At 38.7% G+C, this 12,354-nt stretch carries 10 protein-coding genes; 4 read left to right on the forward strand and 6 right to left on the reverse strand.

Annotated features, from left to right (window positions below; translation table 11 throughout):
* The first annotated feature begins 4 nt into the window (after positions 1–4).
* Entirely contained in the window at positions 5–1,120 is a 1,116-nt protein-coding gene (locus F941_RS07935) for an ABC transporter permease (protein WP_005009890.1), read from the forward strand.
* 153 nt (positions 1,121–1,273) lie between these two features.
* Here the strand turns inward: F941_RS07935 and F941_RS07940 are convergent, their stop codons facing one another.
* Entirely contained in the window at positions 1,274–1,972 is a 699-nt protein-coding gene (locus F941_RS07940; protein ID WP_005009892.1) for a DUF1826 domain-containing protein, read from the reverse strand.
* A 530-nt stretch (positions 1,973–2,502) separates the two neighbouring features.
* Between F941_RS07940 and F941_RS07945 the strand changes: the two genes are divergently transcribed.
* The 3 genes from F941_RS07945 to F941_RS07955 all read left to right on the forward strand — a co-directional run bounded on the left by F941_RS07945 (position 2,503) and on the right by F941_RS07955 (position 7,387).
* Positions 2,503–3,666: an efflux RND transporter periplasmic adaptor subunit gene (locus F941_RS07945; protein ID WP_212749848.1), complete on the forward strand. Its 1,164-nt coding sequence runs from the start codon at positions 2,503–2,505 to the stop codon at positions 3,664–3,666.
* Positions 3,663–6,767: a multidrug efflux RND transporter permease subunit gene (locus tag F941_RS07950; RefSeq protein ID WP_026253342.1), complete on the forward strand. Its 3,105-nt coding sequence runs from the start codon at positions 3,663–3,665 to the stop codon at positions 6,765–6,767. The genes F941_RS07945 and F941_RS07950 overlap by 4 nt, the downstream gene beginning before the upstream one ends.
* Positions 6,768–6,844: 77 nt before the next feature.
* Positions 6,845–7,387: a GNAT family N-acetyltransferase gene (locus F941_RS07955; RefSeq protein WP_005009898.1), complete on the forward strand. Its 543-nt coding sequence runs from the start codon at positions 6,845–6,847 to the stop codon at positions 7,385–7,387.
* A gap of 40 nt (positions 7,388–7,427) precedes the next feature.
* On the opposite strand, the gene adeS is transcribed toward F941_RS07955, so the two are convergent.
* The 5 genes from adeS to modA all read right to left on the reverse strand — a co-directional run bounded on the left by adeS (position 7,428) and on the right by modA (position 12,342).
* A complete protein-coding gene (gene adeS, locus F941_RS07960; protein WP_018572520.1) occupies positions 7,428–8,534 on the reverse strand; it encodes a two-component sensor histidine kinase AdeS in 1,107 nt (368 codons plus the stop codon).
* Positions 8,524–9,252 carry an efflux system response regulator transcription factor AdeR gene (gene adeR / locus F941_RS07965; protein WP_005009903.1) on the reverse strand — a complete coding sequence of 243 codons (729 nt, stop codon included), beginning with the start codon at positions 9,250–9,252 and terminating at the stop codon, positions 8,524–8,526. The genes adeS and adeR overlap by 11 nt, the downstream gene beginning before the upstream one ends.
* A gap of 953 nt (positions 9,253–10,205) precedes the next feature.
* Positions 10,206–10,847: an ATP-binding cassette domain-containing protein gene (locus F941_RS07975; protein WP_005009906.1), complete on the reverse strand. Its 642-nt coding sequence runs from the start codon at positions 10,845–10,847 to the stop codon at positions 10,206–10,208.
* Positions 10,848–10,851: 4 nt separating this feature from the next.
* Entirely contained in the window at positions 10,852–11,535 is a 684-nt protein-coding gene (modB, locus tag F941_RS07980) for a molybdate ABC transporter permease subunit (protein ID WP_005009911.1), read from the reverse strand.
* Between the two features lie 45 nt (positions 11,536–11,580).
* Entirely contained in the window at positions 11,581–12,342 is a 762-nt protein-coding gene (modA, locus tag F941_RS07985) for a molybdate ABC transporter substrate-binding protein (protein WP_005009912.1), read from the reverse strand.
* Between the last annotated feature and the right edge of the window lie 12 nt (positions 12,343–12,354).

A 12,354-nucleotide genomic window follows, 5' to 3' on the forward strand; every position in this document is an offset into this window, starting at 1 on the left:
CAATATGAGTTCTTTTTTTGCATGGCTGAATTATCTGATGGTGTTGGTTAGAAAAGAGTTTTTGGTGATTTTTAGTGACCCGGCCAATCGGACAATTTTATTTGCACCAGCACTGATTCAGGCCTTATTGTTTGGCTATGCGGCCAGTTATGACGTCAATAAGGTGGATTATGCCGTGCTGGACCAAAGCCATGGGCAAGCTTCGGCGCAATTATTGCAGCATTTGGATGGTTCTGGAATTTTTAAGCGTACAGCGACTTTATACAATAATGATCAGATTCAGCAGGTCATTGATGGGCGTCAGGCTTTAGCGGTGATTACCATTCCCAGCGATTTTGAAAATAAACTGAATCAAGGACAAAGTTCCGCGATTCAAGTCATTTTAGATGGCCGGAACTCTTCAACAGCCAGCATGGCAGGCGCATATATCAACAGTGTAGTTGCAGGGGTGAATCAAGAGCGGGCAGGCACAGTTTCGAATGTAAATATTCAAACCCGCGTTTGGTACAACCCTAACTCAGAATCGCGCTGGAGTTTAATGCCTTCATTGATTGCTGCTTTAAGCATGATGCAGACCTTGCTGTTATCTGCGTTGTCTGTGGCCCGAGAAAGAGAACAAGGTACTTTTGATCAATTGTTAGTCACGCCGTATACGCCATTGCATATTATGATTGGCAAGGCTTTGCCGCCGATCTTTGTTGGCTTGATGCAATCGACCATTATCCTGCTGATCATTTTATTTTGGTTCCAAATTCCTATGAATGGTTCCTTTGGCTTACTGTATTTTGGTTTAGTCTGCTTCAACATTGCGGTTGTGGGCGTTGGCCTGTCTATTTCCGCCGTGTCTTTAAATATGCAGCAAGCGATGCTGTATACCTTTTTTCTGATTATGCCAATGATGCTGCTGTCTGGCTTGCTGACACCTGTACAAAACATGCCACATTTCTTGGAAATTGCAACCTATGCAAACCCGTTAAGATTTGGCTTAGATTTAATTCAGCGGGTGTATTTAGAAGGTGCGACATTAGACCAAGTGAAGTGGGATTTTGTCCCGATGTTTGTTTTAGCCGTGCTGACCTTGCCTTTAGCCGCGTGGCTGTTTAGAAACAGACTATCTTGACGAAAAGCATCGCCAAATCAGGGTTGCAGGCCTGTTCTAGATAATATTTATGAGCACTTCATACTGCAATAAAAGCTGTGGCCGGATGAAACCTGCAAGGCTGTTTACTGGTTTTAGTGCGCTCGACTTTTCCACGAGAGGTTGAATAGATCTTTAACAAATCAAGAGAAGCCGATATTCGCCATCAGTTTCAACTGGCGCTCTATGCACACAGGGTAAAACTTTCTGAGTTGGATGATCGACTGCGAGCCGCCAAAGATGTCCTAAACCTAAATTTACCGGTTGTGCATTGGGTTTGAGTTGATAATGTAAATCAAAGAAATATTCTTCTAAAAAGTTTTCAAATTCAGCTTCTGGGCCATCATGCAGCTGTTTAAGCTTTTCACGAATTTCTGGAATCAAAATCTTTTGTTCGACTTGATCATTAGATACAAGATCACTGGCGGCACCATGATAAGTACATAAAAAAGTATCGGTTTCGATAGGTGAACGATCTACATGAAATGAATAGACATCAGTCGCAAAGAAATCTAACTCATCATCGCGTTCATAGTTTTTGAGCAAATTCAGGGAAGGCGAAGCGCCAAAATCGGCCAATAGCTGCATATCATTTAGGATTGTTTCCCTAGCTAAATTGCCTTGCTTTGTAAGCTGTAATGCTAAAAGCTCTTCCGTAGAAACTTCTGTAATGTTTTCAACTAAATGAAGCTTAGCCACAATTTCTTTAAAATCTCCAGTCAAATTCCGATGCCAGCAAACCGCATTAACCTCGCCGTGAAAATGCAAGTTGATAAGTTCAGAAAAGTTAGAAACGGTGCTGATTTGACCGTTGTTAGAAAAATGATGCTTCATATATAAGCTAAATAAAAACTACATCCAATTATAACATCAGCCTGATAGAAATGAGGTGAATCCCTCGAATTTTTCTAAAGGCCCAATCAGCAGGGTGACTGGTTGTAAAATTAAATAATGCTGATGTCTGTATCGAATATGAGTATTCAACGCGAAAAAGGGCTTAGAAATACGAACGCTCTAGTTTATTTATTAATGGTTAATACGATGCATTTTTGCAGATTCACGATGTCGAGCTGTAGCACCAACTGAGGTTGCGTAGGCTACAGTCTTGGATATGCTATTTAACTTATGTTTATTTAAAGTTCACTTCATAATTATTCAAATAAACTATCTATTTTATTTTCAATTATTTAATAAAATATTGATCTAAATTTATAGTACTTAAAGTACATGAACTATGAATGAAAACTAAAATAGGATCAAAAAATATAAATTTTATTTCTCCACACAATCTCCACACAACATCAGCAATTCATAAACACTGCTATTTAAAAATTGTAGCGTCTAAAAACTCCCTTTGAACAAAAATGCAAACAAGTCATCACTTAATAGGTTCAATACTTATTACAACTGTACTTTTAATGGGCTGCTCAGAATCTGAAAATACTGAACAGTCCAAAGTAGAAATGCCGCCGGCTGTTGTCAGTACCATCACTGTATTACCTCAATCCATGAATTTAATTGAAAATCTTCCTGGCCGTGTTATAGCTTACCGTATTGCTGAAATTCGTCCGCAAGTGGGTGGAATTGTCGATAAAGTGCTTTTCAAACAAGGCTCTTATGTGCAAGCGGGTCAACCGCTTTTTAAATTAAATGCTGAAATCTTTCAGGCAGATGTAAAAAGCAATCAGGCGACTTTAAACCGTGCACAGGCTGAAGTGACACGTTTGCAGGTACTGTTAAAACGCTATACTGAATTAGTAAAAGTAAATGCAGTTAGCCAGCAGGAATACAACAATACGGAAGCAGATTATCAAAAAGCAAAAGCCGATGTGGCGCAAATGCAAGCCATGTTAAGCAGACAACAGCTTAATCTTAAATATGCGACTGTTACAGCCCCTATCTCGGGAACGATTGGTGAAATCTTAGTGACTGAAGGTGCATTAGTTGGTCAAGGTGATACTAATGCGATGGCTGTGATACAACAAATTAATAAAGTCTACGTCGATGTGAAGCAATCAATTAGTGATTATGAAAAACTACAGGAAGCTTTACAGCAAGGTGATGTGTCAAACACCACACATACGGTTGAAATCCTGAATAGTCAGGGTAAACCTTATCATGTTACAGGTGAAATCCTATTTTCGGATACTAAAGTTGATCCTGATACTGGTGATGTCACGATTCGAATTTTAGCCAATAATGAAAATCAAAAACTTTTGCCAGGCATGTATGTTCGAGTCAATATGAGCCGAGCTCAAGTTGAAAATGCGCTCCTAGTACCTGAACAAGCGATTCAACATGATATTAGCGGCAAAGCCAATGTTACGATTGTTAATCAAAAAGGTTTAGCGCAAAGCAAGCCTATTCAGCTTGGACAACGTTATCAAAACAGTTATGTGGTGACACAAGGGTTGCAAGCAGGTGAAAAAGTCATTGTTGAAGGGGCTGATCGTATACAGCCTAAGCAAAAACTAAAAATTAAGCAGTGGCAACCTACAAATGCTCAGGAAAATGGAGGACAGCCATAATGTCCCAATTTTTCATTAGGCGTCCTATTTTTGCATGGGTGATTGCCTTATTTATTATCTTGTTAGGTGTACTCAGCATACCTAAGCTGCCTATTGCACGATTCCCAAGTGTTGCGCCGCCACAGATCAGTATTACGGCAATCTATCCGGGTGCAACGCCAAAAACATTGAATGATAGTGTTGTGACCTTGATTGAGCGGGAAATGTCAGGTGTCAAGAACTTACTGTATTACAGTTCAAGTTCAGATAGTTCTGGAACAGCAACAATCACCGCAACCTTTAAGCCAGGTACAGATGTAGAACTGGCACAAGTTGATGTGCAAAACAAAATTAAAGCCATTGAGTCGCGCTTGCCCCAGACAGTTCGGCAACAAGGACTGATGGTCGATGCTGCATCATCTGGTTTTTTAATGATGGTGGGTTTAAGTTCACCGAATGGCAAATATAGTGAAATTGATGTCAGTGACTACATGACACGCTATGTGATTGAAGAATTAAAGCGGGTTGAAGGTGTTGGTAAAGTCCAAAATTTTGGTGCTGAGAAAGCTATGCGAATCTGGGTAAATCCTGATCGTTTGGTCTCTTATGGCTTGAGTATTCAAGATGTGAATACAGCCATCCAAAATCAAAACTTGCCGATATCACCGGGCCGTATTGGTGATGTTCCTGCTTTGACGGGGCAACAAATTACGATTCCTTTAACGGCTCAAGGTCAATTAGAAACTGTAGAGCAATTCAAAAATATTAGTCTACGTGCTCAGCAAAATGGCGCCAATGTTCGACTGTCGGATGTCGCTCGTGTCGAAATCGGGGCACAGATGTATAACTTTGCGATTTTAGAAAATGGCAAAGCCTCTACGGCTGTAGCGATACAAATGAGCCCTGGTGCCAATGCTGTTAAGACTGCAGAGGGTGTCAAAGCTAAAATTGAACAGTTAGGTTCAGCATTGCCTGATGGTATGAAATTCTCTATACCTTACGACACTGCGCCTTTTGTAAAAGTCTCGATTGAAAAAGTAATCATGACATTGCTTGAAGCTATGGTATTAGTTTTTATTGTCATGTTTATCTTCTTACACAATGTTCGTTATACCTTGATTCCGGCTATTGTTGCACCAATCGCATTGCTTGGCACATTCTCAGTCATGCTGCTTGCTGGTTTTTCGATTAATGTGCTGACCATGTTCGGTATGGTGCTTGCGATCGGGATTATTGTCGATGATGCGATTGTGGTCATTGAGAATGTTGAACGCATTATGGCGACAGAAGGCTTATCTCCAGTTGAAGCCACATCTAAAGCCATGAAGGAAATTACCAGTCCGATTATTGGCATCACCTTAGTGTTAGCCGCTGTATTTTTACCGATGGCTTTGGCAGCAGGCTCGGTGGGGATTATCTATCGCCAATTCACCATTACCATGTCGGTTTCAATTTTATTCTCAGCATTCCTTGCACTGACATTAACCCCAGCTTTATGTGCAACGATGTTAAAGCCGATTAATCAAGATCATCAGAAAAAAGGTGTTTTTGCTTGGTTTGATCGCAGTTTTGAGAAGCTGAACAATTGCTATGAACGCAGTTTATTTAAAGTGATTAAACATAAAACCATCGCAATGTTGTGTTTCTTAGGCATTGTTATTGTGCTGATTTTTAGCTTTAAACAAGTACCGACTGCGTTTATGCCTGAAGAAGATCAGGGGTGGTTTATGACCTCGATTCAGCTGCCTGCGGATGCAACACAAGAACGTACCCGTAAAGTCGTTGCTGAATTTCAAAATCACCTAGACCAAGAGACGGGTATTAAAGACAACATGGCTGTATTGGGCTTTGGCTTTAGTGGTTCTGGTCAAAATACAGCGATGTATTTTACCAATCTATTGCCATTTGAAGAGCGTACGATTACTGCACAAGAAGTCGTGAATAATGCCAATATGGCGATGGCTGAAAGTTCAGAAGGTCAGACCATGTCTGTGTTACCGCCAGCCATTGATGAATTGGGTAACTCATCTGGTTTTTCACTGCGATTATTAGATCGTGGCAATATTGGTATGCCTGCTTTAAGAGAGGCGCAAGATCAGCTTTTAGCGCTAGCAGCACAAAGTAAAATCGTGGCGGAGGTCTATCCTGAGGGTTTGCCTGATGGCAGTTCTGTAGAGCTTAAAATTGATCGCGATAAATTGCAGGCATTAGGTGTTAATTTCAGTGATGTTACCGATATTATTTCGACCTCAATGGGTTCGATGTATATCAATGACTTTCCAAATCAAGACCGTATGCAGCAAGTCATTGTGCAGCTTGATGCCAAATCACGTATGAGTATTGAGGATATTCTTCAGATTAAGGTGAACAGTCAAAGCGGTAAATTGGTTTCCATGTCTGAAATTATTACCCCAATTTGGCAACATTCACCGCAGCAATACAATCGTTATAACGGTCGTCCATCACTAAGTATTACTGGCAGTCCAGCAGCAGGTATGTCTTCAGGACAAGCCATGAGCGAAATGGAAAATCTGATTAAACAACTTCCGAAAGGCGTGGGCTATGAGTGGACGGGGATTTCTCTAGAAGAAAAACAGTCTGAATCACAAACCTTGTTTTTATTACTGTTATCGATGTTAGTCGTCTTTCTTGTCTTGGCAGCGCTTTATGAAAGCTGGTCAATTCCACTCTCTGTGATGTTGGTTGTACCTTTAGGGTTGATTGGTGCCTTTGTTGCAGTCATGATTCGAGGTATGCCAAATGATATTTTCTTTAAGGTCGGCATGATCACGATTATTGGACTATCTGCGAAGAATGCCATTTTGATTGTTGAGTTTGCAAAAGCATTAAGAGAGGAAGGGATGGGCTTAGTTGAGGCAACAGTTGCTGCAGCTAAATTGCGCTTACGTCCAATCTTAATGACGTCTCTGGCATTTACCTGTGGCGTTATTCCTTTAGTCATTGCCAGTGGCGCCAGCTCTGAAACTCAAAAAGCGATTGGTACAGGCGTCTTTGGCGGCATGATCAGCGCAACAGTTTTGGCTGTTATTTTTGTACCGATTTTCTTTATCGTAGTCATGAGCATGGTTGAGAAATTCTCAAAACGCAAAGCTGCGCATTAACGCACTAAATCGGTGAGCTGAACATAATATATTTCAGCTCATCCCCAAATTTAATGATGAATCATGTGAGATTGAATATGACAATTCGAATCGAAACCCCTCGTTTAATTTTGAGAACATTTGAAGAACGAGATGCGTCAGGATTATTAGAATATTTATCAAAGCCAATCACCAATTGTTTTGCCTCTGATACAACAACGACGATTGAAGATGCACTGACTAAAATTCACAAAAGGCAAAAAGACAATGACTGTATTGCAGTCTGCCTAAAAGATTCTGATCAACTCATTGGCGAGATTTTCTTTATCAAAGAAGAATCAGATACATATTCAATTGGCTGGAATTTTAATGAGAAATTTCATGGCAAAGGTTATGCCAAAGAAAGTGCTTATATGTTTATAGATTATCTATTTAATCAATTAAATACGAGACGAATCTATGCCTATGTTGAAGATTATAATAGCGCTTCACAAAAACTTTGCGAGCGTTTAGGCTTTCGTAAAGAGGGACATTTTATAGAATTTATCTCATTTATTAAAAATCCAGATGGTTCACCAAAATATGAAAATACCATGCAATATGCCATCCTAAAGAAAGAGTGGGTTGCCAATAAAGTTTGATTTTGAAAAGAATTATGATGCTGGTTTGAGTAATTTAAACTTAAATACTCAAATCAGCTTGGACTTTTAACTGTATTGTAAAACAGCTGCCGCCTAAGTTTTTGGATTTAGAATAATAAATATGACCTTGGTGTGCTTCAATAATCGCATCAATCACCGCCAAGCCTAATCCAGTACCGCCATCTAAACGGGATCTAGAGTCTTCCAAACGATAGAAGGGTTTGAACAAGTGTTCGATATGCGATTCATCAATACCCGGACCTTCATCTTCAAGCGTTAATACCCAATGTTCTGCTGTGGTCACGGTTGTAATATTGATTTGTCCGGCATTCGAATATCTTAAAAAATTAGAGAATAATGCAATAAAGATTTGTTCCATGCGCCGTATATCGACATGCACAGTGTCATCCGTCAAGCTAATCAAAACATTTAGTTTTTTAAATTGAAACCGCTCATTAAACATCTGCAGACATTTTTCAATACTGTCTTTTAAATTCGTCTGCTCAAGTTCTAATCGTAATTGTTTATTTTCAATCAGTGTCAGTGTCCGTAAATCTTCCACAAGGTAAGATAGGCCTTCGATTTGGTTCAATAAACTTTGATGTAAAGCTTGATCAGCAACAAATACACCATCGACAATGCCTTGCAAGCGGCCTTGTAATATTGTCACAGGTGTTCGTAATTCATGTGCAATAGCTGCATTCCAAACGGTTGAATTCTTAACAGACACTTCAAGCTGGCTTGCCATGGCATTGAAGTTCTCAATGAGTGACTTGATTTCATGCGGAATATCATGATGCGGCTGTTTAATTCTAAGTGATAAATTGCCTTGTTGAATTTGCTGTATGACATTGGCTAAATCACTGATCGGCTGTGTGTAGCGTTTACCATACTTAAAGGCGAGGAGGGTAGAAAGAAAGAAGCCCGTTAATAAAACTAAAAACAGCCAGATAAAGTCGACGGATGTAATAGAAAATTCACTTGAATTAACGACTTGCGTATCTAAAATACCTGCTTTTATTGCCCAGCTATAAACAAAATAGCCAATCATGAAAGATAACAGGGTAATGCCTAAATTGAGTAGGCTCATCATGATGATAAACTGGAAGTTAATTCCAACTGAATTTTTTAAAAAGTTAAATTTCATGATTTTGATCTAAGCGATAACCCACGCCACGGACATTTATCAATAAGCCATTTACATCATTTTCTTCAAGCTTTTTTCTTAACTTACTGATATGGCTATCTACAGTACGATCCAAAGCATCACTTTCAGGCATACAGTTTTGGATCAATTCATTGCGTGTAAAGACTTTATTCGGTGTTTTTGCCATTAAAGCCAGTATTTTATACTCAGTTAAAGTAAGGTTGATCAGCTGATTTTTTTGACCATTTGAAATGTAAACTTGATGATGAACAGGGTTGATTTCAATATTTTTATAGCGAATAACATGATGAATTTCAGTATTTTGGATTACACTTCGCCTAAGTACAGCTTGTATTCGTGCAATCACTTCATTAGGGTTAAATGGTTTAATAATAAAGTCATCAGCACCCATTTTTAGCCCCATAATCTTATTCACTTGATCATCCAATGCAGTCAGCATAATCACAGGTAAATTACTTGTTTGACGGATGATTTGTAGAATTTCCCAGCCATTTAGTTTGGGTAATTTAATATCAAGGAGAATCAGGTCGATGGAGTAGGTTTTCAGGCACTCTAAAGCTTGCTGTCCATCCAAGGCACGGATGACCTGCATGTTTTCATTTTTTATGTATTTTTCAAGAATGTCACCAATATCATAATCATCTTCAACAACAAGAATGACGCTGTTTTCGAAGCTGTGCTGTAGATTTGGAAACATATGTTTTATCTTAGATGAAGCTAGCCATGCATTTTAACATTTAATTGTGTAATGGATATGATTAGACGAGTAGTAATTTAGGTGTGATATAGAATAAAATTCATCATATATCAGCATTAATGAACCAAATAGCAAATGTTATCTATTTAACATAATAGTTACATAGTTACGTTATTCGACATCAAGTGCTTGGCATTTTATTACATAAAAGTTTAGCTAGGATAAGTTTTTCCTGGCTAACAATAATTACATAAAAACAATAATTTAGTTATTTTCAGCCAAAAAACAAGATTGGCAAACTGTATCAAAAGAGAAAGTCTTAAGTGGCCATTTTTTATAATTCTAATAGTCAGGATCTCAGGATCTGTAAAAATTATTAGTTTTTAAATCTTAAGTTTTCATCTTGGTCAATGCCGATTTTATTGATCTTCAAGAAATCTGATTGGTACTCAATCTTTTTTTAATTAGACTGGATTTCGTATTTATGATCAACAAGCACATATACAAGCCTGTCAGCTATGATCGAAAAAAGGGCGTTTTAACCAAAGACGATTACGTGTATATGCGCGATCTGCTGGAGACAGTACTGCAGGAATCAGATTTAGATCACGACGAAGAAATCACAAAGTTAAAAATATTGTTCATTCGATTAGATCATCACATAGATCGGCTACACGCGTAGATTTAGGCATAACGTATATTATGTTCATTAGGATACTCGGCATCGTGAATGACAATTTTACAGATTCACGATGCTGAGCTGTGGCAACAACTGAGGTTGCGCAGGCCACAGTCTTGGATATTCTATTTAACATAATATACATTATACGAAATACTGTATATCTAAGTATTTGACTTGGTTGGTTGCTCTACGATTTGAATTCCAACTTCTTTTACTTAGCTTATAGTACATTTATTAAGAATTTGCTTAATACTAAAAACTTTTAGAACCCTTAACCATAATCAATATAACCATGTTCAATCCGTAACATCGTACCCTGTAAATATTCAATTTCATCTACATGATGTGTTACATAAATCATGGGCAGCTGAGTCTGTTCCTTAACCGTGTTTAAAAATGGTAGGATTTGATCCTTTAGCCTGCGGTCCAGCCCAGTCAATGGCTCATCTAGCAATAATAAATTCGGTGAGGATAATAACGCCCGGCCTATAGAAACACGCTGCGCTTCACCGCCTGAAAGCTGATGCGCTTTGCGTTGAATTAAAGGTTTTAATTCTAATAAATCAATAATGTGTTCAAAATTAAATTTACGTTCATTTTCAATGACTAACTTCTCAGCATATAGCAAATTTTGCTGTACATTCATATGTGGAAACAACAATGCATTTTGAAAAATAAGCGCTATTTTTCGTTGATGCATAGGAACATGGATATGCTGTTTTGAGTCGAATAGCGTCTGATTTTGAAACTCAATAACGCCTTGTTGCGGTTGTAATAAACCGACTAAGCATTTTAAAAATGTACTTTTCCCACTGCCTGATGCGCCCACAATTCCCAAGAGTTGATCTTGCATTTTCAATTGCATATTGAGTTGAAAATCTAAAGTTTGATACTGAAAATCGCAAGATAACATGGGCTTATCCTTTTAATTTTTGTTGATATTTTTGCAGGATAAAATAATTTGCAATTAAAGCCCCAAATGCCAAAACTAAGGATAAGGCAACCAAACGCATTGCCATTTGTTCGCCATCTGGTTGCTGTAAAAAGGAATAAATGGCAATGGGAATAGTTCGAGTTTCATCTGGAATATTTCCCACAAAGGTAATGGTTGCACCAAATTCGCCCAAACTACGGCTAAAACACAGAATGCTTCCAATCACGATACCCGGCAAAGCCAAAGGCAAACTGATGCTACAAAATACTTTAAATGGATTGGCACCCAATGAGCCTGCAATTTGTTCAAGTTGCTGATTAATCAATTGAAAAGACAATCGGATCGGTTGCACCATCAATGGAAATGCCACAATCATTGAAGCGAGCACTGCCCCTTTCCAATTAAATGCCAGTTCAATGCCGATTTGGCTGAGATATTGCCCAATCCAGCCTTTATTGCCAAATAATACCAAGAGCAAATAACCGAGAACTACGGGTGGCAATACCATTGGCAATTGTAGAATCGCTTCCACTAAAAACTTAAGCCGAAACTCATAACGTGCCAAATACCAAGCCAATGCGACTGCAAAAGGCAAGCACATCAGCGTTGCAAATAGAGCAACCTTAGCGGATAAGTATAAGGCACTTAACTCTTCTGGGCTAAACATCGTCCTCTTCTTATTATCCTTTGCCAATTAAGGTATCAATAACATTTATCGACCAATGCTAAAACCATATTTTTTAAATACAGCTTTGGCTTGCGGATTGCTTTCTACAAAATTTTTGAATTGCACCGCTTCAGCGTTTTGTTCACCCTGTTTGGTTAAAGCGATCGGATACACAATAGGATGGTGCGAGTTTTCTGGAAAAGCCCCGATAATTCTGACTTTCTGACTAATCAAAGCATCGGTTTTATACACAATTCCGACTTCACATTCGCCTCGTTCAACAAAAGCCAAGGCAGAACGCACATCATCTGTACCGACAATACGCCCTTTTAGACTGTCTAACCAATTGAGTTTAATCAAACTTTGTTTGGCATATTTGCCTGCAGGGACAGATTCCATTTGTCCTGTACATAAATGCCCATGAAAGGCTTTAGCAAAATTAAAATTGCGGTCTGCTTTAAAGGGGACATTTAAATTTTTAGGGCTAATCAGTACCAATTGGTTGTATAGAATTGGTTTGGCTTGATTAGCATTGACGATTTGCTTTTGAATCAGGTAGTTCATCCAATCCAAATCTGCTGAAAAAAATACATCACTTTTGGCACCAGCTTCCATCTGTTTCGCCAATGCAGACGATGCGCCGTATACGGCAACCACATCCGTTTTAGGCTGTTGTTTTTCATAAATTTGAACAATATCATTCATAGCATTGGTCAGGCTGGCCGCCGCATAAATTTTGACGGTTTCTGCATGACTGAAACTGACTGCTGTCAATAATGCGACACTAAAAATCATTCTTTTAATCATTGGCCTATCCCG

This window comes from Acinetobacter bouvetii DSM 14964 = CIP 107468, from assembly GCF_000368865.1.
GTDB classification, from domain to species: Bacteria; Pseudomonadota; Gammaproteobacteria; order Pseudomonadales; family Moraxellaceae; genus Acinetobacter; species Acinetobacter bouvetii.

Coding starts and splice junctions, on each gene's coding strand:
- F941_RS07935 (WP_005009890.1), top strand. CDS start 5: ATGAGTTCTTTTTTTGCATGGCTGAATTATCTGATGGTGTTGGTTAGA.
- F941_RS07940 (WP_005009892.1), bottom strand. CDS start 1,972: ATGAAGCATCATTTTTCTAACAACGGTCAAATCAGCACCGTTTCTAAC.
- F941_RS07945 (WP_212749848.1), top strand. CDS start 2,503: ATGCAAACAAGTCATCACTTAATAGGTTCAATACTTATTACAACTGTA.
- F941_RS07955 (WP_005009898.1), top strand. CDS start 6,845: ATGACAATTCGAATCGAAACCCCTCGTTTAATTTTGAGAACATTTGAA.
- adeS (WP_018572520.1), bottom strand. CDS start 8,534: ATGAAATTTAACTTTTTAAAAAATTCAGTTGGAATTAACTTCCAGTTT.
- adeR (WP_005009903.1), bottom strand. CDS start 9,252: ATGTTTCCAAATCTACAGCACAGCTTCGAAAACAGCGTCATTCTTGTT.
- F941_RS07975 (WP_005009906.1), bottom strand. CDS start 10,847: ATGTTATCTTGCGATTTTCAGTATCAAACTTTAGATTTTCAACTCAAT.
- modB (WP_005009911.1), bottom strand. CDS start 11,535: ATGTTTAGCCCAGAAGAGTTAAGTGCCTTATACTTATCCGCTAAGGTT.
- modA (WP_005009912.1), bottom strand. CDS start 12,342: ATGATTAAAAGAATGATTTTTAGTGTCGCATTATTGACAGCAGTCAGT.